The sequence below is a fragment of the Microbacterium sp. BWT-B31 genome, assembly GCF_041379855.1.
Classification (GTDB): domain Bacteria; phylum Actinomycetota; class Actinomycetes; order Actinomycetales; family Microbacteriaceae; genus Microbacterium.
Genome location: NZ_JBFECU010000002.1, coordinates 296051 through 318220, shown reverse-complemented (window position 1 = coordinate 318220; position 22170 = coordinate 296051). Strand labels below are relative to the sequence as shown.

The 22170-nt window shown below is 69.8% G+C and carries 18 protein-coding genes and 1 riboswitch; of the genes, 3 read left to right on the top strand and 15 right to left on the bottom strand.

Annotated features, from left to right (window positions below; translation table 11 throughout):
* Window positions 1-25: 25 nt before the first annotated feature.
* The 8 genes from AB1K54_RS04130 to AB1K54_RS04095 form a co-directional block, all read right to left on the bottom strand.
* Window positions 26-1324: a citrate synthase gene (locus tag AB1K54_RS04130; protein WP_371201435.1), complete on the bottom strand. Its 1299-nt coding sequence runs from the start codon at window positions 1322-1324 to the stop codon at window positions 26-28.
* Window positions 1325-1512: 188 nt separating this feature from the next.
* Complete coding sequence (gene dapC, locus AB1K54_RS04125) at window positions 1513-2619, bottom strand: succinyldiaminopimelate transaminase (RefSeq protein WP_371201434.1); 1107 nt, start codon at window positions 2617-2619, stop codon at window positions 1513-1515.
* Window positions 2619-2939, bottom strand: coding sequence for a ferredoxin (fdxA, locus tag AB1K54_RS04120; protein WP_371201433.1), 321 nt, complete (start codon window positions 2937-2939; stop codon window positions 2619-2621). Before fdxA ends, dapC begins: the two co-directional genes overlap by 1 nt.
* A gap of 9 nt (window positions 2940-2948) precedes the next feature.
* Window positions 2949-3425 carry a DUF6113 family protein gene (locus AB1K54_RS04115; protein WP_371201432.1) on the bottom strand — a complete coding sequence of 159 codons (477 nt, stop codon included), beginning with the start codon at window positions 3423-3425 and terminating at the stop codon, window positions 2949-2951.
* Window positions 3426-3456: 31 nt separating this feature from the next.
* Window positions 3457-3771: an AzlD domain-containing protein gene (locus AB1K54_RS04110; protein ID WP_371201431.1), complete on the bottom strand. Its 315-nt coding sequence runs from the start codon at window positions 3769-3771 to the stop codon at window positions 3457-3459.
* Window positions 3768-4529, bottom strand: coding sequence for an AzlC family ABC transporter permease (locus tag AB1K54_RS04105; RefSeq protein WP_371201430.1), 762 nt, complete (start codon window positions 4527-4529; stop codon window positions 3768-3770). Before AB1K54_RS04105 ends, AB1K54_RS04110 begins: the two co-directional genes overlap by 4 nt.
* Window positions 4530-4604: 75 nt before the next feature.
* On the bottom strand, window positions 4605-6518 hold the full coding sequence (gene typA, locus AB1K54_RS04100) for a translational GTPase TypA (RefSeq protein ID WP_371201429.1): 1914 nt from the start codon (window positions 6516-6518) through the stop codon (window positions 4605-4607).
* 72 nt (window positions 6519-6590) lie between these two features.
* On the bottom strand, window positions 6591-8393 hold the full coding sequence (locus tag AB1K54_RS04095) for a dipeptide ABC transporter ATP-binding protein (protein ID WP_371201428.1): 1803 nt from the start codon (window positions 8391-8393) through the stop codon (window positions 6591-6593).
* Window positions 8394-8424: 31 nt separating this feature from the next.
* Here AB1K54_RS04095 and AB1K54_RS04090 point away from each other — a divergent pair, with 31 nt between their 5' ends.
* Window positions 8425-9033, top strand: a complete 609-nt coding sequence (locus AB1K54_RS04090) for a PH domain-containing protein (protein WP_371201427.1) — start codon at window positions 8425-8427, stop codon at window positions 9031-9033.
* Window positions 9034-9046: 13 nt separating this feature from the next.
* On the opposite strand, the gene AB1K54_RS04085 is transcribed toward AB1K54_RS04090, so the two are convergent.
* The 3 genes from AB1K54_RS04085 to AB1K54_RS04075 all read right to left on the bottom strand — a co-directional run bounded on the left by AB1K54_RS04085 (window position 9047) and on the right by AB1K54_RS04075 (window position 13726).
* A complete protein-coding gene (locus tag AB1K54_RS04085; RefSeq protein WP_371201426.1) occupies window positions 9047-10201 on the bottom strand; it encodes an ABC transporter permease in 1155 nt (384 codons plus the stop codon).
* 1 nt (window position 10202) lies between these two features.
* Window positions 10203-11720: an ABC transporter permease gene (locus AB1K54_RS04080; RefSeq protein ID WP_371201425.1), complete on the bottom strand. Its 1518-nt coding sequence runs from the start codon at window positions 11718-11720 to the stop codon at window positions 10203-10205.
* A 176-nt stretch (window positions 11721-11896) separates the two neighbouring features.
* Complete coding sequence (locus AB1K54_RS04075) at window positions 11897-13726, bottom strand: ABC transporter family substrate-binding protein (RefSeq protein ID WP_371201424.1); 1830 nt, start codon at window positions 13724-13726, stop codon at window positions 11897-11899.
* Between the two features lie 163 nt (window positions 13727-13889).
* Here AB1K54_RS04075 and AB1K54_RS04070 point away from each other — a divergent pair, with 163 nt between their 5' ends.
* Together AB1K54_RS04070 and AB1K54_RS04065 are read left to right on the top strand one after the other, a co-directional pair.
* Complete coding sequence (locus tag AB1K54_RS04070; protein WP_371201423.1) at window positions 13890-14735, top strand: CPBP family intramembrane glutamic endopeptidase; 846 nt, start codon at window positions 13890-13892, stop codon at window positions 14733-14735.
* A gap of 219 nt (window positions 14736-14954) precedes the next feature.
* Complete coding sequence (locus AB1K54_RS04065) at window positions 14955-16049, top strand: hypothetical protein (RefSeq protein WP_371201422.1); 1095 nt, start codon at window positions 14955-14957, stop codon at window positions 16047-16049.
* Window positions 16050-16152: 103 nt separating this feature from the next.
* Here the strand turns inward: AB1K54_RS04065 and gcvP are convergent, their stop codons facing one another.
* The 4 genes from gcvP to AB1K54_RS04045 form a co-directional block, all read right to left on the bottom strand.
* On the bottom strand, window positions 16153-19068 hold the full coding sequence (gene gcvP, locus AB1K54_RS04060) for an aminomethyl-transferring glycine dehydrogenase (protein WP_371201421.1): 2916 nt from the start codon (window positions 19066-19068) through the stop codon (window positions 16153-16155).
* Window positions 19065-19448 carry a glycine cleavage system protein GcvH gene (gene gcvH, locus AB1K54_RS04055; RefSeq protein WP_371201420.1) on the bottom strand — a complete coding sequence of 128 codons (384 nt, stop codon included), beginning with the start codon at window positions 19446-19448 and terminating at the stop codon, window positions 19065-19067. The genes gcvP and gcvH overlap by 4 nt, the downstream gene beginning before the upstream one ends.
* A complete protein-coding gene (locus AB1K54_RS04050) occupies window positions 19445-20662 on the bottom strand; it encodes a glycine cleavage system aminomethyltransferase GcvT (protein WP_371201419.1) in 1218 nt (405 codons plus the stop codon). The genes gcvH and AB1K54_RS04050 overlap by 4 nt, the downstream gene beginning before the upstream one ends.
* A gap of 141 nt (window positions 20663-20803) precedes the next feature.
* Window positions 20804-20899: riboswitch (glycine riboswitch) on the bottom strand.
* An 87-nt stretch (window positions 20900-20986) separates the two neighbouring features.
* A complete protein-coding gene (locus tag AB1K54_RS04045; RefSeq protein WP_371201418.1) occupies window positions 20987-22159 on the bottom strand; it encodes a MarP family serine protease in 1173 nt (390 codons plus the stop codon).
* Window positions 22160-22170 lie beyond the last annotated feature (11 nt).

Below are 22170 nucleotides of genomic sequence, written 5' to 3'. Positions count from 1 at the left end.
CTGGCCCCCTTTCGTGTGCTCGCCGTCAGGCCAGGCCGGGGTAGTCGCGCTCGGGGGCGCCGATATACAGCTGCTGCGGGCGTCCGATCTTGGTCTGCGGGTCGCCCACGGCCTCGCGCCACTGCGCGAGCCAGCCGGGCAGGCGGCCGATCGCGAACAGCACGGTGAACATGCGCGTCGGGAAGCCCATCGCCTTGTAGATGACACCGGTGTAGAAGTCGACGTTGGGGTAGAGCCGCCGCTCCTTGAAGTAGTCGTCGTTGAGGGCGATCTCTTCGAGCTCTTTCGCAAGGTCGAGGAGCGGATCGTGTACGCCCAGCTCGCGCAGCACCTCGTCGGCGGACTCCTTGACGAGCTTCGCGCGCGGGTCGTAGTTCTTGTAGACGCGGTGCCCGAAGCCCATGAGCTTGACGCCGTCTTCTTTGTTCTTGACGCGCTCGACGAAACGCTGCACCGACTCGCCGGACTCGCGGATCTGGGCGAGCATGTTCAGGACGGCCTCGTTCGCGCCGCCGTGCAGCGGGCCGTACAGAGCGTTGATGCCCGCCGAGATCGATGAGAACTGGTTGGCCCCCGTCGAGCCCACCAGGCGCACCGTCGAGGTCGACGCGTTCTGCTCGTGGTCCTCGTGGAGGATCAGCAGGCGCTCGAGCGCACGCGACATGACGGGGTTGACCTCGTAGATCTCGCTCAGCACGCCGAAGTTCAGCTTCAGGAAGTTGTCGACGAAGCCCAGCGAGTTGTCGGGGTAGAGGAACGCCTGCCCGATGCTCTTCTTGTGCGCGTAGGCGGCGATCACCGGCAGCTTCGCGAGCATGCGGACGGTGTTGAGCTCGACGTGCTCGGGGTTGGCCGGGTCGGACTGGTTCTCGTAGTAGGTCGACAGCGCCGAGACGGCCGACGACAGCACCGACATGGGGTGCGCGGTGTGCGGCAGGGCCGAGAAGAAGCGCTTGAGGTCTTCGTGCAGCAGCGTGTGGCGTCGGATGCGCTCGTCGAACGCCGCGAGCTCGTCGGCGGTCGGCAGCTCGCCGTAGATGAGCAGCCACGCCACCTCGAGGTAGGTGCTGTTCTTCGCGAGTTGCTCGATCGGGTAGCCGCGATAGCGCAGGATGCCCTGGTCGCCGTCGATGTACGTGATGGCGGACTTCGTCGCCGAGGTGTTGACGAATCCGTAGTCGAGCGTCGTCAGGCCGGTCTGGCGGGTGAACGTCGAGATGTCGACGCTCGCGAGCCCGTCGGTACCCCTCAGCACCGGGAACTCGGCCGTGCGATCTCCGATCGTCAGAGTGGCCTTCTCGTGCTGGGTGCCCGCATCGCTCACGGTGCCTCCTCGCGTTGTCAACGTACCGGGGTCGGCCGGTGCGGTCGCGCCGAGGCGGCCAGTCCGCAAACCGGAACGGCGACGCGGATTGCGCATCACCGTGCACTTACAGCCTAACGGCCCCCCGGACATAGTGCCGACACAGCCGCCATCTGCCGCGATCGGCGGGTGGTTTCGGGTGAACCGGTTCAGCAGTGGCGCAGACGAGCCGCGGCGGCGTCGATGCGCTCGTCGGACGCCGTGAGCGAGAGCCGCACGTGCTGCAGATAATGAGCGCCGTAGAAATGCCCGGGTCCAGCGAGGATTCCGAGATCGGCGAGTCGATCGAGGCTCTCCCACGCATCCCGGCCCTCGGTGGCCCACAGGTAGAGACCTGCCTCGCTGCGGTCGACCCGGAAGCCGGCCGCCTCGACGGCGGGCTTGAGCACCTCGCGGCGTCGACGGTAGAGCTCCTTCTGCGCCGCCACGTGCGCTTCGTCGCCGAGCGCGGCGACCATCGCCGCCTGCACCGGGGCCGGCAGCATCAGGCCCAGGTGCTTGCGCGCCGTGAGCAGCCGTGCCACGAGGCCGGGGTCGCCCGCGAGGAACGCCGCGCGGTAGCCCGCGAGGTTCGACTGCTTGCTGAGGGAGTAGACCGACAGCGCGCCCGTCAGATCCGAGCCCACCACGCGCGGGTCGAGCACCGACGGCACCGGCTCGGCATCCCACGGGGCATCCCACCCCAGTTCGGCGTAGCACTCGTCGCTGGCCAGCACCGCCCCCAGCGCGCGTGCGCGTACGACCGCGGCGCGAAGGGAGGCGGCATCCCACACCCGCCCGTCCGGATTGCCGGGCGAGTTCACCCACACCAGCCGCGTGCCCTCGGGCCACTGGTCGGGATCGTCCGCCGCGACCGGGGTCGCGCCGACCAGCTTCGCGCCGACCTCATAAGTCGGGTAGGCCGCCCGCGGATGCACCACGACATCGCCCGGCCCCAGGCCCAGCAGCAGCGGCAGCAGCGCGACGAGCTCTTTCGATCCGATCGTCGGCAGCACGTTCTCGGGGCCGAGGCCCGAAACGCCGCGACGGCGCGCATACCACTCGGCGATCGCCTCGCGCAGGGCCGGGGTGCCGACCGTCTGCGGGTAGGCGTGGGCGTCGGTCGCGCGCGCGATGGCCTCGGCCACGACAGCCGGCGTCGGGTCGACCGGCGAGCCGATCGAGAGGTCGACGATGCCGTCCGGGTGTGCGCGGGCGCGCTCGGCGTAGGGCGCGACCGAGTCCCACGGGTAGTCCGCGAGGTCGGCGACCCCCATCAGTGCGCCTGCGGGGGAAGCGCCTCGATGATCGGGTGATCCTTGTGGATCACGCCCACCTTGGCGGCGCCGCCGGGCGAGCCGACGTCGTCGAAGAACTCGACATTAGCCTTGTAGTAGTCCTGCCATTCGTCGGGCAGGTCGTCTTCGTAGTAGATCGCCTCGACCGGGCACACCGGCTCGCACGCACCACAGTCGACGCACTCGTCGGGATGGATGTAGAGGCTGCGTTCGCCCTCGTAGATGCAGTCGACCGGACACTCGTCGATGCACGCGCGGTCCTTGACGTCCACGCACGGGAGGGCGATCACATAAGTCACGGATCCAGTCTAAGCCGAGCCGTGCGGTGAGGATGCCTCGGCCCCGCCCGCGTCGCCGGAGGCGGCATCCGCCTCCCGCCCCTCGCGCGGCAAGCCCCGCCCGCCCTGCCCCGCACCCGTCGGCGGCACCATGCGCGGCAGCCGATCGGGCCACGCGACGGCCACCGCGACCAGCAGCGGGACCGCGATCGTCCACACGACGCCGAGGATCGACTGCGGCACGATGACCGAGCCGCCCGGACCCGCGCCCGAGAACACCAGCGTCGCGAGCATGAGGCCCAGCCCGATCGCGAGGGTCGCCCAGCGGTCCCGCGTGAGCAGCCGCACAGCCAGCAGCAGCGCGGCCGTCCCGATCAGCGCGAGCACCAATCCCAGCGGGAACCACCCGAGCGTGAACGCGTGCGCGACCGTGCCGGCGACGCCGTAGACCGCGCCCACGATGAACGCGACGACCCAGGTGCCGATCCGAGACCACGAGACTGCCACCCGACGAGTCTAGATCGCCGACGGCAAGCGCTCACGCCGCCCAGCCCCACAGACGCAGCAGCGCCGCCACGACCGCCGCGGCGGCCACCACCACCAGGAACGGCGCCCGCAGCAGCAGCAGTCCGGCCGCGACCAGCACCGCGGGGATGCGCGCATCGACGACGACCTGCTGGCCCGCCCCCAGGGTCTGCACAGCCACGAGCGCGGCAAGCAGCGCGACGGTCAGCAGGTCCGAGATGCGCGCGGGCCGCGGCGCCTCGAGCACGCGCGGCGGCACGAGATAGCCGAGGGTCTTCAGCGCAACGCAGATGATGGATGCCACGAGCGTGGCCGTCCACAGGGTCATGGCAGTCCCTCCCGCTCGGCGACGCCGGCCGGTTCGTCGGGCGGCGCCTCGTCAGCGCCCAGCCAGTTGAACCACCCCACGAGCACCGCGACCACCGCGGCCACGAGCACAGGCGGGCCCGGCATGAGCACCGGGGTCAGGATCGTCGCCACGACCGCGGCCGCGATTCCCACCGCGATCGGCTGCAGCCGGTGCAGGCGCGGCCACAGCAACGCGAGGAACGCCGCAGCGGCGGCCGCGTCGAGCCCGTACGCGCGCGGATCGCCCAGCACGTCGCCCAGGAGCGCGCCGGCGAGCGTTGAGACATTCCAGCCGACGTAGATGCCCAGCCCCGTCACCCAGAAGCCGACCAGCCGCGCGTGCGCGGACCGCTGCGCGAGCGACACCGCGGTCGACTCGTCGATCGTGTACTGCGCCGCCGCCGCACGCCGCCAGAACCCGGGGCCGATCACGGGCGACATGCGCATGCCGTAGGCGACGTTGCGCACGCCCAGCAAAGACGCCGATGCGATCGCCGCCGGAGCGGCGGCCACTCCCCCGGCCCCGATAACGCCGGCGAACGCGAACTGCGAGCCGCCCGTGAACATCAACAGGCTCAGCACGCAGGTCTGCCAGATGTCGAGACCGGATGCCACCGCCAGCGCACCGAACGAGACGCCGTACGCGCTCGTGGCGAGCGCCACGCCGAGCCCCTGCCGCCACGCGCGACGGGCCTCGGTGGAGGCATCCGCGTCGTCGAAGTCGGGAGCAGGAGTCACCCGCTCGATGCTACCGATTCGGCGCGCTTCGCCCGTCGGTCCACCCGGCTGCGGGCGGACCGGCCGTCCCGCGGGTCAGGCGTTCGCGTCCTGGCGCTTGAGGCGCGAGGCGGCGCGGCCGCGCTCGGTCGCGTCGAGCACGACCTTGCGGATGCGCACCTTCTCGGGCGTGACCTCGACGCATTCGTCGTCGCGCGCGAACTCGAGGCTCTCTTCGAGCGACAGCAGGCGCGGAGGGGTCATCGACTCGAACGTGTCGGCCGTGGAGGAGCGCATGTTGGTGAGCTTCTTCTCCTTGGTGATGTTCACGTCCATGTCGTCGGCGCGCGAGTTCTCGCCCACGACCATGCCCTCGTAGACCTCTTCGGTCGGCTGCACGAAGAACGACATGCGCTCCTGGAGCGCGATCATCGCGAACGGCGTGACGACCCCGGCGCGGTCGGCCACGATCGAGCCGTTCTGACGCGCGACGATGTGTCCGGCCCAGTCGTCGTAGCCGTGCGAGATCGCGTTGGCGATGCCCGTGCCGCGGGTGGTCGAGAGGAACTCGGTGCGAAACCCGATGAGCCCGCGCGACGGCACGACGAATTCCATGCGCACCCAGCCGGTGCCGTGGTTGGTCATGGTCTCCATGCGGCCCTTGCGCGCCGCCATGAGCTGCGTGATCGCGCCCAGGTACTCCTCGGGAGCATCGATCGTCAGGTGCTCGTAGGGCTCTTTGACCTTGCCGTCCTCGCCCTTCTTGGTCACGACCTGGGGCTTGCCGACGGTCAGCTCGAAGCCCTCGCGGCGCATGTTCTCGACGAGGATCGCGAGGGCCAGCTCGCCGCGGCCCTGCACCTCCCACGCGTCGGGGCGGCCGATGTCGACGACCTTCAGCGACACGTTGCCGACCAGCTCGCGGTCGAGGCGGTCCTTGACCATGCGAGCGGTGAGCTTGTGGCCCTTCACCTTGCCGACCAGCGGCGACGTGTTGGTGCCGATCGTCATGGAGATGGCCGGGTCGTCGACGTGGATCGCCGGGAGCGGGCGCACGTCTTCGGGGTCGGCGATCGTCTCGCCGATCGTGATCTCTTCGATGCCCGCGATCGCGACGATGTCGCCGGGGCCGGCGGACTCGGCCGGGTAGCGCTCGAGGGCGCGGGTCTTCAGCAGCTCGGTGACGCGGGCGTTGGAGTGCGTGCCGTCGTGGCGCACCCACGCGACGGTCTGGCCCTTCTTCAGGGTGCCGTTGAAGACGCGCAGCAGCGCGAGCCGGCCGAGGAACGGGCTGGAGTCGAGATTGGTGACCCACGCCTGCAACGGCGCGTCGTCGTCGTAGGCCGGAGCCGGAACGTGCTCGAGGATCGCTTCGAACAGCGGCTCGAGGTCGTCGTTGTCGGGCAGTTCTCCGTTGCCGGGACGGTTGCGCGATGCCGCGCCGGCGCGGCCGGACGCGTAGACGACCGGCACATCGAGCAGGGCGTCGACGTCGAGGTCGGGAACGTCGTCGTGCAGGTCGGATGCCAGACCGAGCAGCAGGTCGTGCGCCTCTTCCTCGACCTCGGCGATGCGCGCGTCAGGACGGTCGGTCTTGTTCACGAGGAGGATGACCGGCAGCTTCGCCTCCAGCGCCTTGCGCAGCACGAAGCGCGTCTGCGGCAGGGGGCCCTCGCTCGCGTCGACCAGCAGCACCACGCCGTCGACCATCGAGAGGCCTCGCTCGACCTCGCCGCCGAAGTCGGCGTGGCCGGGCGTGTCGATCACGTTGATCGTCACCGGCACATCGGTGTGCGCGCCGTTGTACGTGATCGCCGTGTTCTTGGCGAGGATCGTGATCCCCTTCTCGCGCTCGAGGTCGTTCGAGTCCATGGCGCGCTCTTCGACATGCGCGTGCTCGCCGAACGAGCCGGTCTGGCGAAGCATCGCGTCGACGAGAGTGGTCTTGCCGTGGTCGACATGCGCGACGATCGCGACGTTGCGGAGATCGGTACGGAGGGCGCGCGCCATGAGGGTCATCCTAGAAAGAAGAGGGGACGCCGGGAATCCGGCATCCCCTATTCTATCGGGCTGTCGCCTGCGTCACGCCTGAGCGTCGTCTCCGCGCTGCACAAGCAGGGCGCGGGCCTCGCGGCGCACCCTCTGCTCCTCGGGGTTCGGAACCGGGACCGCGGCGATGAGACGCTGCGTGTAGGGATCCTGAGCGCCCCGCAAGATCTCGTCGCGCGTGCCGGTCTCAACGAGCTTGCCGTGGTGCATCACCGCGATCCGGTGGGCGAGGATGTCGACGACGGCGAGGTCGTGGCTGATGAACAGGCACGCGAACTGCAGCTCCTCCTGGAGCTCCTGAAGCAGCTCCAGGAAGCGCGCCTGCACCGACACGTCCAGCGCCGAGGTCGGCTCGTCGGCCACCAGCAGCTCGGGGGCGAGCGCGAGGGCGCGGGCGATGCCCACACGCTGACGCTGGCCGCCCGACAGCTCGTGCGGGAAGCGGTTGCGATACGATCTCGGCAGCTCCACCTGGCTGAGGAGCGTCTCGACGCGCCTGTCGAGGTCCTTGCCCTTGGCCAGCCCCGACAGCAGGATCGGCTCGCCGATCGACTGGCCGATCGGCATGCGCGGGTTCAGCGACGACGCCGGGTCCTGGAAGACGATGCCGGTGCGCCGGCGGATCGCGAACAGCTCCTTCTGGGTCGCCCTCGAGATGTCGGTTCCCACCGCGGTGAGCCTGCCCTCGGCGATCGGCAGCAGACCGATCGCGGCACGGCCGAGCGTGGTCTTGCCCGAGCCCGACTCCCCCACGAGCCCGACGATCTCGCCCGGGTAGATGGCCAGGTCGATGTGCTCGGCGGCACGGAAGGCGGGGATGCGCCCGCGCTTGGGGTACTCGATCGCGACGTCCTCGAAGGACAGCACGGGAGTGCGCGTCTCGATCGTCTCCTCGGCCGCGTCGGTGGCCCGCTCGCGGATCGATGACACCGACGGGACGGCGGTCTCCTCCATGACGGCGGCGGGGCCGGCGTCGGCATCCTCGAGCACCCCGAGGCCGAGGTGCGGCACCGAGGCGAGCAGCTGCTGCGTGTACGGATGCTTCGGCGCGTGGAAGATCTCGCTCACCGTGCCGGACTCGACCACGACCCCGCTCTTCATGACCAGGATGCGGTCGGCGAGGTCGGCGACCACCCCCATGTCGTGCGTGATGAGGATGATCGCCGAGTCCAGGCGCTTGTGGAGGTTCCGCAGCAGGTCGAGGATCTCGGCCTGCACCGTGACGTCCAGCGCCGTAGTGGGCTCGTCCGCGATGAGCAGCAGCGGGTCGCACGAGATCGTCTGCGCGATCATCGCACGCTGGCGCTGCCCGCCCGACAACTGATGCGGGTACTTGTGGAACGACTGCTCGGGGTTGGGCATCTCGACCATGCGCAGCAGTTCGACCGCCCGCTCTTTGGCGATCGAGGGAGCGAGCGAACGGTCGTGCGAGCGCAGCGCCTCGACGATCTGGAAGCCGATCGTGTAGACCGGGTTGAGCGCGGTCATCGGCTCCTGGAAGATGACCGCGATCTCATTGCCGCGCAGCGACCGCAGGGTCGCGTCGTCCACACCGCGCAGTTCGCGTCCCAGCAGCTTGATCGAACCCGTCACGCGCGAGTTCTCCGGCAGCAGGCCCAGAAGCGCCATCGAGCTCGTGCTCTTTCCCGACCCCGACTCGCCCACGATCGCGAGCACCTCGCCGCGCCGCACGACGTAGTTCATGTCGACCGCGGCGGGATAGAACTCGCCCTCGACCCAGAACTCGACGCCGAGACCGCCGACGTCGAGGATCGTCTCGGGCAGGGCGTTGTGCGCCGCCGCGATATCGGCGTCGATGCCCGTGGTGTCAGTCATTCGTGGTGTCCCATCTGAGAAGCTTGGGGTCATGCCGTTCCAGGAGGTCTTCTATCGGCCGGTGTTCAGCCGGATCCTCGCTGCGGTGACGATCGGCGTCTGCGCCATAGGCGTGATCGCGATGGTCTGGCAGGACGCGGAGTCGGCCGTGCGATACGCGTGGCTGCTGGCGCTCATCGCCGTGGTGGCATGGGCGATGTTCTGGCGTCCGAGCCTGCGGGTGCAGGAGCACGGCATCACCGTCGTGAACGTCTTTCGCACGCACTTCGTCGCGTGGCCGGCGATCGAGGCCATCGAGACGAAGTACTCGCTGACGCTGCGCACCGCGCACGGCGTGGTCCGCGCGTGGGCCTCGCCCGCTCCCGGGCGCCAGCGCACGTACGGCCTTGCGCGCAAGGACTTCGACGGCGTCGGGCAGTCGGCTCGCGGCGAGCACGAAAGCCTCCGGCCGAGCGACGCGCTGAGCACGCCCGGCGGAAACCTCGCGCAGGTCATCCGCGGCCACTGGGAGCGGATGAGCGCCGCGGGCCTGTTCGCGAGCGGCGTCGACCCCGAGGCATCCGTCACCACCTGGCATTGGACGACGATCGCCGTGATCGCCGGCCTGGCGGCGGCGACGATCGTCGGCCTGCTGGTGTAGCAGCGTCACCACGTCATCGCTCCGTGTCGCGCGCAGCGTCGTCGGGGTCCAGCGGACTCTGATCGGTCGCGCGCGCGATGTCGGTGATGTCGGGTGCGTCCGTCATCGTCAGAGCGGCCGACTCGAGCGCGGCCGGAGCGATCGGGCCGTTTGCCCGGGCCGCTCGAGCCATCGCGCGCTCGCTCGGCATCTTCTTCTGGCGCGGGTCGAACGCATCGCGCAGACCGTCGCCGATGAAGTTCACGCACAGGGCGATGACGATGATGAAGATGCCGGGCCACCAGAAGATCCAAGGACGCGTCGAGAACGCCGCCTGGTTCTCGGAGATGATCTTGCCGAGAGAGGTGTCGGGCGACTGCACGCCGAAGCCGAGGAAGCTCAGCGACGACTCGAGCAGGATCGCGCCGGCCATGAGCAGCGTCGCGTTCACCACGATCACGCCCACGGAGTTGGGCAGGATGTGCCGGAAGATGATGCGACGATCGCGGGCGCCCGACACGCGCGCGGCATCCACGAACTCGCGCTCGCGCAGCGAGAGGAACTCCCCGCGCACGAGCCTTGCCATGGTCGTCCACGCGAAGATGCCGATCACCACACCGAGCACGGCCGCGCCGAGGCTGCCGAAGGTGTTTCCGAGCACCGATCCGATCACGATCAGCGGGATCGTGATGATGACGTCGGTGAAGCGCATGAGCACCGAGTCGGTCCACTTGCCGTAGTAGCCGGCCACCGCGCCGATGACGACGCCGATCACGGTCGCGACGACGCCGGCGAGCACCATCACCATGAGCGACTGCTGCGCGCCGCGCATCACGACGGCGAAGATGTCGCGGCCGACCTCGTCCTGACCGAACGGGTGATCGCCGAACTGCAGCGGCCACAGGGTCATCGTCGGCACGCCGTTGTTGACCTTCGGGGGGATCTCGTCCCACGAGTACTGCCACCAGCCGGGAATGCGCAGACCCCACAGATTCACGCCGACCGAGGTGAACGCGAGGATCACGATGAACCCGAGCACGATCATCGAGACAAGCGCGCCGCGGTGCCGGAAGAACCGGCGCCGGACGATCTGCCCCTGGCTGAGGCCCTCGGTCTCTTTCTGCTCGATGGAGACTTCCGCCATCGCCTCGCTCTCGCGGGCGTCGGGTTCGTTGAGGCTCGTGGTCATGTCAGCCCACCTTGATTCTCGGGTCGAGTGCCGCGTAGACGAGGTCCGCGATGAGGTTGAACAGGACCGCGAGCGTGCCGGTGACGACGAAGAACGCCATCACCGGGTTCGGGTCGTGCGCGTCGAGGGCGGTGACGAACAGGCGCCCCATGCCCGTCCACCCGAAGACCGTCTCGGTGACGACCGCGCCGCCGATGATCGCGCCGACGTCGAAGGCGATGATCGTCGTGATGGGAATCAGCGCGTTGCGGAACGCGTGGCGGACGACGACGGTGCGCTGGGTCAAGCCCTTGGCCCGCGCCGTGCGGATGTAGTCCTGGTTCATCACCTCGAGCAGGCTCGCACGCGAGTAGCGCGTGTAGCTCGCGAAGGAGATGAGGATGATCGCGATCGTCGGCAGCAGCAGGTGCGTGTACAGGTCGATGCCCTGCACCCAGAAGTTGCCGCCGAGACCCGGCGTCGAGGCGCCGACGGTCGCGATCGGGCGCCCGCGCACACGGCTGGAGTTCGAGTAGGCCTGCCAGTACGACATGAACTTGTCGAGGGCGGTGAGGCCCGCGACCAGGAACCCGACGATCGCGGTCGTGCGAGCCACAGGGGGACGGTCGGGCGACCCCATGAACCAGCCGATCGCACCGCTGACGACGATCGCCAGCACAATGAGCACGAGGAAGAACCACAGGGTCATCCCGTTGAGGATGTAGTTCATCATCGGGAAGTACAGGGCGATGCCCAGGGCTGCGACGATGAGCGACGCGTACAGCGCCTTGCGGTTGCGAAGACCGGTCGAGACCGCGGTCACGCCGAAGGCGATGCCGATGGCCAGGAACGCGTAGACGACGATCCCGATGCTCGGGTCGGCGAACCATTCGGTCAGCGACAGGAACGCGAGCACCGCGCCGGTGGCGACCGCCGAGATCGCCAGCACGGTCAGACGTCGTCGCCATCGGCCGCCGATGAGAGACATCCAGATCAGGCCCGCGACGAGTGAGATGCCGATGATCACCGGCACCGAGATCGTCGGATCGCCCAGCCAGTTGTTCATCTGGATCGCGCCGTACTGCTTGAGCAGCACCGCGACCCAGAAGATCGGCAGCGAGAAGAACAGGAATGACAGCAGCGTCACTCCGTAGTCGAAGCCGGTGTACTGACGCAGCGCCGAGACGATGCCGACGGTGATGCCCAAGACGATCGCCACGACGGTGGCGGTGGTGACCAGCGTCAGCGTCGACGAGATCGCGTTGCCCAGCAGTGCGTTCACCGACTGGTTCTGGATGCTGATGCCGAAGTCTCCGCGAAACAGCCCGCCGAGCCACAGGAAGTAGCGCAGCGGCGGCGGGACGTCGAGATTCAGAAGCTTGGTGCGAGCTTCGATGAGTTCCAGCTTGTTCGGCGCGTTGCCCTGTCGCAGGTCTTCGAGCGGATCGCCCGAGAAGGACACGAGCAGATACATCAGGAACGTGGCCGCGAAGAGCACGAAGATCGACGCGATCAGTCGCCGGATGATGAATGAAGCCATAACTGTGGCCGCCTGCCAATCGATGATTCGGCGCAGCAGCAGACCGGCGTCGACACCCGGCCTCCTGCTCCGCCGCTGGGAGGAGTCTAACGCGCGGGGGTGCAGGCCCCCTTATGGGACCTGCACCCCTCGCAGTGGCTCACCGGACCGCGGTCCGATGGCTGCCGCTCAGGCGATTACTCGCCCGTGACCTCCCAATCCCAGGCGTTCCAGAACACCGTCGGAGCCAGGATCGACGACGTCACGTTGGTGACGCGGTCGCTCACCGCGGTGACCTCGGGGAACTGGAAGATCGTCACACCGTAGAAGTCATTCCACAGCGCGGTGTCCAGGTCGATCTGCAGGTCGATCTTCTTGTCCTCGTCGAACTCGACGTTGAGGGCCGCCACGGCCGCGTCCACATCCGCGTTGGAGAAGAAGTTCAGGTTGTTGACGCCGCCGGTCTCGAACGTCGGAAGCGAGTTCGTGACGCCGAGGCTCGTGGACTGCCATCCGAACAGCGACGCGTCGTAGGCGCCCGGCGTGCCGAGAAGACCGCCCCAATCCTCAGAGCCGCAGTCAGTGACGTTGAAGCCCGCCTTGGCGGCCGAGGCCTGGATCAGCGCGAACTCGTTGACACGACGCGGGTTGTTCGAGGCGTACAGGATGCAGACCGAGGTGTCGGTGATGCCGGACTCGGCCAGCAGCGCCTTCGCGCCCTCGATGTCGACGTCGGCGAACGCGTCGGAGCCGTTGACGGCGACCGACTCGTCGTAGCCTTCTGCGCCGGGCACGAAGATCTGCGAGTTGCGGACGATCGCGGTGTCGCCGATGATCGGCTTGATCAGCGTGTCGACGATCTCCTGACGGGGGATCACCTTCATGAACGCCTCACGGACCTTGGGGTTCGAGAAGATGTTCTGCGGGTTCTTGCCATTGTCGAACTGCAGGTCGACGTGCTCGTACGTGCCACCGAGGCTCGTGTCGACGGTGATGCCGTCGATACCCTCGAGAGCGGTCGTGAGGTCGGCCGTGGCCTGCGGCTGGATGATGTCGACCTCGCCGTTCTCCAGCGCCTGCACCGCCGCGAGCGGGTCAGGGATGAAGCGGATCGTGATCTCTTCGATGCTCGGGGTGTTGTCACCCGTGTACTCGGGGTTGGCCGTCAGCGTGACGTACTGGTCGGCGACGTAGTCGCTGATCTGGTACGGGCCGCTGGCGACGACGAGGTCCGGGTCGTCGGGCATCTCGGTGAAGTTGAAGCCCGAGTTCCAGAACGCCGAGATCGGCGCGAGCGCCGCGGCGTCGTTGTTCTCGATCGCGTCGACGACCGCCTGGGCGGCCTCTTCGTTGTCGTCGATGCCGAGCGCCTTCTTGCCCACGATGTGAGCAGGCAGCATCTCGCCCATCGTGGCGAAGGTGAGCTCCCAGTCGACGAAGGGCTGGTCGTACGTGATGGTGACCGAGCGGCCGTCATCGCCGACCTCGGGCAGCTCCGACACGAGGCCGAGGCCCGAGGTCGGGGTGGCGCCGGAGTCGAAGTAGACGACGTCCGTCGGGAACGCGTCGGTGAACTCGCCCGTGTCGGGGTCGGTGAAGTCCGCCGGGTCGAAGTCCGGCGTGTCGAGCGAACCCGACTCGGCAACCCAGTAGAGCAGGAGGTCGGAGACGTCGATCGGCGCACCGTCCGACCACTTCTTGCCCTCGGCGATCGTGTACTTCACCGTCAGCGGGTCTTCGCTGAGGAGCTCGTACGAGCCGAACGAGGTGTTCTGCACCAACTCCGGGGTGTTGTTGTAGTAGTTGAAGCCGTCGAGCACCAGGTAGTTGATGTTGTTGTTCGCGGTCGCGTTGCCGAACGACGTGTTGCCGTTCATCGAGTAGAACGCCTGGTTCCACGCCGCGGTGATCGACGAGCCCTCGACGAGACCGGAGTCGTCGCCGTTGTCGCCGCCACCGGCGGCGCAGCCCGAGATGGCCAGTGCGCCGACCGCGGTGAGTGCCACCGCGGCCGAGATGCGCTTCATTCTCACTGTTCCTCCTGTGCAGGGTTGAGCGCACACGCCTAGCAGGGGCTGGCGGGCGCTGGATGGGAACACCCTAAGCGCGTCATATGAGGTGGTCAAAACAAACCGCGAAAACGTTACAGAGGCTTAACTCAACGCGAACGCGGTGTGGCAATCTGACAAGATGAGCCCCCCTGAGCGCGGCACCCTTGTGGCACGCAACGATCGCGTGCCGAGTCGATCCGGCTATGAGCGATCCCGCCTGTGGTGGGAGATCGCCATCGTCCTCGCGCTCTCGGTCGGCCGCTCCGCCCTGTACTCGGTCCTGTCGCTGATCCAGGCGCTCACGCGCGAGACGGCGATCGGCGACCAGTCGACAGCGCTCAACCCGTCGGCCGACGCGCAGGCGTTCTGGGACGTGCTCTACCAGTTCCTCGCGGTGGGCTTCGGGCTCGCCGCGGTCGCCCTTACACTGTGGATGCTGTGGGAGCCGGCTGCGGGACCCTTCCGCCGCATCGGGCTCGACCTGCGGCATCCGCTCACCGATCTCGCTCGCGCCGGACTCCTTCTCGTGGTGATCGGCGTGCCCGGGCTCGCCCTCTATGCGGCCGGCCGCGCGCTCGGCATCACGGTGCAGGTCGACGCGTCGCCGCTCGACCCGTCGTGGTGGACGGTGCCCCTGCTCGTGCTCGCGGCGCTGCGCGCCGGACTCACCGAGGAGGTCATCTTCATCGGGTACCTCTTCGACCGCCTGCGGCGTCTCGGGTGGGGGTGGTGGACGATCATCCTGGCCACCGCCGGACTGCGCGCCGCCTACCACGCCTACCAGGGGTTCGGTCCGATCATCGGCAACTTCGCCATGGGCGTCGTGTTCGGCTGGTGCTACCGCCGGTGGGGCCGGGTCATGCCTCTCGTCGTCGCGCACGCGCTCATCGACATCGTGGCCTTCGTCGGCTACCCCCTCGCCGTCGCCCTGTGGCCCGCCCTGTTCGCCCCCGTGCCCGCCCCCACCCCGACCCCGGGCGCATAGTCGACGGAGCCAGCCGATGCCGCGGGCTGCGGCATCCGCTCGTCGGCTCGTTTCTCGCAGGGCGGGTGAAAACACGACCCGCCCTCGAAGGAATGAGCCGGGCAGCCCGCGACTGGCTGCGACGGCTATGACTCCTCCACAGCAGCGGTCGTGCGCGTGTTGTCCACGGGATGCCCGCGTGGCGTGCGCCGACCGCCGGGCACCGCACATGATCGGCGCATGACTTCGCTCACCGCCCGATCCGTCCGTCCGTCGCGCCTGCTGCTGTCCGCCGACGCGCAGCGCGAGGGCTGGTACGGGATGCTGCAGACCGCTGTTCGCAACGGCCACGTCGTGAAGGTTCGACCCGGCGTGTACATCGACGAGCCGCGCTGGCAGCGCATGACGTCGGTCGAGCGCTACCTCGCGCGCATCCACGCCGTCGGCGCGACGTTCTCGAACCCGGTCTTCGCGCGCCAGTCGGCGGCAGTCGTGCACGGACTGCCACTGCTGAATTCACGGCTGACGCGGATTCACCTCCACCAGACGACGCCCCGAGGCTCGGGTCGCCGCGGCGACGTCACGGTGCACGCCGGCTCCGACGACCCTGACATCGTCACCCGCGACGGGCTTCGGCTGACCTCGGCGGTCCGCACGGTGGTCGACCTCGCGCGACTGCTGCCCCACGGCGAGGCACTCGCCCTCGCGGACGCCGCGATCCGCCCTCAGCCGGTCACCCGCGGGATCGACGGGACGGGAGCGCCGATCGCTTCGCAGGCCGAGATTCTCGACGCGCTGCGCACCTCTTGCGCACGTCGCGGTGCGTGGGCGGCCTATCTCGCGATCTCGGAGGCTGATGCCGCCTCCGGTTCCGTCGGCGAGTCGCTCGCCAGGTCTCTGTTCTGCAGACTGGGCGCTACGCGGCCCGAACTGCAGACCCCGTTGTGGGATGCTGACGGACTCATCGGATACGCCGACTTCTTCTGGCGGGAGTTCGGCGTCGTCGGCGAGTTCGACGGCAAGCTGAAGTACGGAGCGGACAATCCGAGCGGTCGGGCGCCCGAGGAGGTCGTGTATCGCGAGAAGCTCCGTGAGGACCGCATCCGACGGGTCACGAGCGGCTTCGTGCGCCTCGGATGGCGCGACCTCGACGACCCGCCTCGCGTGGCCAGGCTGCTCACGGGAGCGGGCGTTCCCCTCTCGAGCGCCTCAGCGTGGCCGCAGCTGCGACCCGTCGTGCGCGCCGCCGCCGCGCGAGCGGATTCCCCGCGGGTGCGTTCGTCGGCTCAGAACTCCGTGCGCGGCTCACGATACGAGCCGTCGACGCAGAAATGAGCCGACGAGGCGGCGGGACGTGCCGGCGCAGCGCGGCGCAGCCGCAGGGAGAGAGAGGAGGGGACGGATGCCGCGGGTCGCGGCATCCGTCCCCTTCCGGCCGCTACGCGAAGGCCTCGACGGGGGGGCAGGCGCACACGAGGTGGCGGTCGCCGAAGGCCTGGTCGATGCGGCGCACGGGGGGCCAGTACTTCGTGCGCACGAGCGACGCGACCGGGTACACGGCGACCTCGCGCGAATACGGATGCGACCACTGGCCCGCGATCGCCGACGAGGCGGTGTGCGGGGCGTTCACGAGCGGGTTGTCGTCCGCGGGCCACTCCCCCGCGGCGACGGCGAGCGCTTCGGCCCTGATCGCGATCATCGCCTCGACGAAGCGGTCCAGCTCGGCGAGATCCTCGGACTCGGTCGGCTCGACCATGAGCGTTCCGGCGACCGGGAACGACATCGTCGGCGCGTGGAAGCCGTAGTCGATGAGGCGCTTGGCCACGTCGTCCACGGTCACCCCGGTCGCTTCGCGCAGGGGGCGCAGATCGAGGATGCACTCGTGCGCGACGAGCCCGCTGTCGCCGGTGTACAGCACCGGGTAGTGCTCGCGCAGCCGCACGGCGATGTAGTTCGCGGCGAGCACGGCGGCGGCCGTGGCATCCGCCAGCCCCTTCTCGCCCATCATGCGGACGTATGCCCACGAGATCGGGAGGATGCCCGCCGAGCCGGCCGGGGCCGCCGACACCGGGCCGCCGTCGAAGACGAACCCGCCCGCGTGGTCGGCACGCTGCGCGAACGGATGCCCCGGCAGGAACGGCGCCAGGTGCGCCTTGGCCGCGACCGGCCCGACGCCCGGTCCGCCTCCGCCGTGCGGGATCGCGAACGTCTTGTGCAGGTTGAGGTGCGACACGTCGCCGCCCAGGTCGCCGAAGCGGGCGAAGCCGAGGAGGGCGTTGAGGTTCGCCCCGTCGACGTAGACCTGTCCGCCCGCGTCATGGACGGCGGCGGTGATGTCGAGCACGTCGTGCTCGTACACGCCGTGCGTCGACGGGTAGGTGATCATGAGCGCGGCAAGCTCGTCCGCGTGCGCGGCGATCTTCGCGCGAAGGTCGGCGAGGTCGACGTTTCCGGCCTCGTCGCATGCGACCACGACGACCCGCATGCCGGCGAGCACCGCAGAGGCGGCGTTCGTGCCATGCGCCGACGACGGGATCAGGCACACCGTGCGACCGGTGTCGCCGTTCGCGAGGTGGTACCCGCGGATCGCGAGCAGGCCCGCAAGCTCGCCCTGCGAGCCGGCGTTCGGCTGCAGCGACACCGCGTCGTAGCCGGTCACCTCGGCAAGCCACGTCTCGAGCTGCTCGATCATCGCGAGGTAACCGCGCACGTCGGCCTCGGGGGCGAAGGGGTGCACGCGCGAGAACTCCGGCCACGACACCGCCGCCATCTCGGTCGCCGCGTTGAGCTTCATCGTGCACGAGCCGAGCGGGATCATGCCGCGGTCCAGCGCATAGTCGCGGTCGGCGAGGGTCTTGAGATAGCGCATCATGGCGGTCTCGCTGCGGTGCGAGTGGAAGACCGGATGCGTCAGATACGCGTCTTCGCGCAGCAGCGACGTCGCGACGACGGCCAGGGGCGCGGCATCCGTGAACGGCACCGCCCGCTCGCCCTCGTGGCCTGCTCCGTCGAACTCGGCGTCCGGAAGCCCGAACGCCCACGCGACGGCCGCGAGGTCATCGGCGGTCGTGGTCTCGTCGACCGAGACACCCACCGTCGCGTCGTCGACCCACAGCAGCTGGTAGCCGCGCGACCGCGCGCGCTCGATCACGCGCCGCGCCGGGCCGGGGGTGGTGACCCGGATCGTGTCGAAGAACGCGTCCGACGCGAGCGAGAACCCGTACTCGCGCAGCCGTGCGGCGAGCGCCTCGGCCTTCTTCGAGACGTCGGCGGCGATCGCGCGGAGCCCGTCCGGGCCGTGGTAGACCGCGTACATCGCCGCCATGACGGCCAGCAGCACCTGCGCGGTGCAGATGTTCGAAGTCGCCTTCTCGCGGCGGATGTGCTGCTCGCGCGTCTGCAGAGAGAGGCGATAGGCCGGATGCCCCGCGGCATCCTGCGACACGCCCACGAGGCGCCCCGGCAGCTGGCGTTCGAGTCCCTGCCGCACGGCCATGTAGCCCGCGTGCGGGCCTCCGAAGCCGAGGGGAACGCCGAAGCGCTGCGTCGTGCCGACGGCGACGTCTGCGCCGAGCGCACCCGGCGAGCGCAGCAGCGTGAGCGCGAGGAGGTCGGCCGCGACGACGGCGAGGCCGCCGGCGAGGTGGATCGCGTCGATCACGCCCGAAGGGTCCCACACGCGGCCGGAGGCGCCGGGGTACTGCACGAACACGCCGAACGGGGCCGCTCCCTCCGGCTCGGGCAGCGTCGCACCGTGCGCGAGGTCGAGCTCGACCAGCTCGATGCCCACCGCGGCGGCGCGGGCTGCCAGCAGCGCCTTGGTCTGCGGCAGCGCGTCGGCGTCGACGACGAACACGTTCGACCCCGACCGCGTGGCGCGGCGGGCCAGCAGCATTCCCTCGACCACCGCGGTGGACTCGTCGAGCATCGACGCGTTCGCGGTGGCAAGACCCGTGAGGTCGGCGACCATCGTCTGGAAGTTGATGAGCGCCTCGAGGCGCCCCTGCGAGATCTCGGGCTGGTACGGCGTGTACGCGGTGTACCACGAGGGGTTCTCGAGGACGTTGCGCGCGATCACGGACGGCGTGAAGGTGTCGTAGTAGCCGAGCCCGATCATCGGGCGGGCCGCACGGTTGTGCGACGCGAGCTCGCGCAGCTCGGCGAGCGCCTCGGCCTCGGTCGCGGCCGGCAGCAGGTCGCTCGTCGCGCGCTTGGTCGTGTGGATGGATGCCGGCACCGCGGCCTGCACGAGGGCGTCGACGTCGTCGTAGCCGAGCGCGTCGAGCATGGTGCGCTGGGCTGCGGCATCCGTTCCGATGTGCCGGTCTGCGAACCGGCCCTGGGCGCCCGTCATGCCGCGCCCTCGGTGAGCGCGACGTACGCGGCGCGGTCGAGGAGCCCCTCGGTGGAGAACTCGTCGGCGCGCAGCTTGACCAGCCAGCCCTCGCCGAACGCGTCGGCGTTGACGATCGCGGGATCGTCGACCACGGCGTCGTTCACGGCGACGACCTCGCCCGAGAGCGGTGTGTACAGCTCGCCGACCGACTTCGTGGACTCGATCTCGCCGCAGACCTCACCGGCCGTGACGGACGAGCCGACCGCGGGCAGGTCGACGAAGACGACGTCGCCGAGCTTGTCTGCGGCGTAGTCGGTGATGCCGATGGTCACGGTGTCGCCGTCGACGGCGATCCATTCGTGCTCGGCGGTGTACGAGAGGCTGTCGAGGTCGGTCATGAGTTCCTCCGGTAGAAAGGCAGGGCGGTGACGGTCGCGGGAATGCGCGTGCCGCGCACGTCGATGAACAGGGTGGCGCCCGGCGCGCTGACGGCGGGCGCGACGTAGGCCATGGCGATCGGATGCCCCAGGGTGGGGCTCAGCGCGCCGCTGGTGATCTCTCCGACCGGGGCTCCTCCGGCGTCGAGCACGGCGTAGCCCGCGCGTCCGGCGCGACGGCCCTCGGCGACGAGGCCCACGAGCACCGGGGCGTCGTCCGCGTCCGCGGCGGCGCGGGCCGCGAGCGCGGCTTTGCCGACGAACTCCGCCTTGTCGGCGGCGACGACGCGACCGAGTCCGGCCTGGGCGGGCACAGTGTCGAGCGAGAGCTCGTGCCCGTACAGCGGCATGCCCGCCTCGAGGCGGAGCGTGTCGCGCGAGGCGAGCCCGGCCGGCACGAGGCCGAGCGGGGCGCCGGCGGTCAGGAGCGCGTCCCACAGGGCACCGGCGGCGCGGCTGGGCACGAGCAGCTCGAAGCCGTCCTCGCCGGTGTAGCCGGTGCGGGCCACGAACAGCGGCTCGCCGTCGAATGCGCCGTTCGTCCAGGCGTAGTAGCCGAGGTCGGGAAGCGGGGTGCCAGAGATCTCGACGCCCTCGGTCGCCTCGACGATCTCGCGGGCGAGCGGACCCTGCACGGCGATCAGCGCCGTCTGGTCCGAGACGTCCTCGATGCGCGGGACTTCCGCGCCGGGAATCCAGGCATGATCGCCCGGGCCGAGCGGACCGTCGAGGAACGCAGCGACGCGGCTCCACGCCGCCAGCGCCTCGTCGAACGCCACGGCCACCGCTTCGCGGTTGCCGGCGTTGGAGATCACCAGGAAGTACTGCTCGCCGGTGCGGTACACGATGACGTCGTCGACGATGCCGCCGTCGGCGGCCAGAACGAGCGAGTACTTCGCCTTGCCGACCGGCATCGTCGAGATGCGTCCGGCGAGCGCGTAGTCGAGGAAGTCCGCCGCGCGCCCGTCGTGCACCCAGAACTCGGCCATGTGCGAGATGTCGAACAGGCCCGCGGCGGTGCGCACGGCGTGGTGCTCGGCGAGGTCGGACGAGTAGCGCACCGGCATCGACCAGCCGCCGAAGTCGGTGAACGCGGCGCCGAGCGCACGATGGCGGTCTGCGAGCGGGGTCTCGCGCGGCGGTGGTGCCGCGGAGGGCGAAGGCGCATCGGTCAAGAGTTCTCCCGTCGGATCGGGTGGCGCAGTGGTGCGCCGGGAACTCCCCCTCTGTCATGGGCCTGAGAGCTTCGCCGTCCGCGCGGCGGCGGACGGCTTTCACCTTCGGCGGATTCGGAGCGAATCGCTTTCCAGAGCGGCCGGACGCGCACGGTACGCGGTACCTGAGAGATTGGCGGGGAGGCTTGCTCCTTCGGTGCTCGATCGCTCGGATCGAGGCTCTCCCGCACGCGTCATACGGCCTGTCTTCGGTTGTGCCGCTCAGCCTACCGGGCGAAAGCCGTCAGCACATCGCGCACCGGCCCCGCGTCGTCGATGCGGCGCTCAGTCCGAGCAGCGGCCGGAGTCGACGGGCGCCGACCACGCCGACGCCTGCGCGGCGATCGGCCCGAGCTCGGCCATCGTCATCGCGTACCCGCGCTCGGCCTCGTTCTCGCCGCGGCCGAACACGACGCCGGCCACCGCACCGTCGCCGGTGAGCACCGGCCCGCCGGAGTTTCCCGGCTGCACGTCGGCCTCGAGCGCGTAGATCTCGCGCGAGTGCGCGCCCTCTCCGTAGATGTCCGGCAGCGGCGCGGCGCCCACCGCGAGCACGGCCGCCGGCACCATCGTGAACGGCCCGCCGAACGGGTACCCCTGCACGACGGCCGACGCTCCCGCCGCCAGCGTCGAGGTGAGCGGCAGGGGCACCGCCTCGAGCCCGTCGACCGCGATCACCGCGAGGTCGCGCGCCGCGTCGAAGTGAACGACGCGCCCGTCGAGTGCGGCACGACCCGGAAGCTCGACGACCGGGGTCTCGACGCCCGCGACGACATGGGCGTTCGTCACGACACGGTCCGGCGCGATCACGAACCCCGATCCGCTGAGCCCCGTCCCGCACGCGAACGCGGTGCCCGAGATGCGGGCGACGGATGCCGCGGCCCGCTGCAGTTCGGGATCGTCCAGCGCCACCGGGGGCGAGGTGGGGGCGAGCCCCGCGTCGAGCAGCTCGCCGAAGCGGGGCAGCCCGTCCTCGAACACGACCGCGCGCAGCTGTGCGAGCGCGGCGTCCATCGGCTCCGGGGTGAGCTGGTCGATCACGCCGAGCACCCGCGACGAGGCGACGGCCGCCGAGATGCCGGGCATCCCGGTGACGGCCAGGCTCGGGGCGATGACGACGAGGGCGAGGGCTGTGGTGACCACGACGGCGACGCCGCCGAGCGCGCGGTCCACGCCGCGCAGCGAGGTCTTGTCGACGCCGTTGCGCATGGCGCTGCCGACCACGGCGCCGATCGCGGCACCGGCGGCCACCAGGCCGATCGCGGTTGCGACGACCACGACGCTGCGCCACGCCAGGGAGGGCACCCAGGCCGAGACGAGCGGGGTGAGCCAGAACGCCGCGGCGGCCCCCACCACGAGCCCGAGGATGCTGCCGATGCTGCCGAGGAACCCGCGGCGGATCCCGACGATCAGGGCGACCACCAGCACCGCGACGATCAGCACGTCGACGAGGATCATCCGCCACTCCC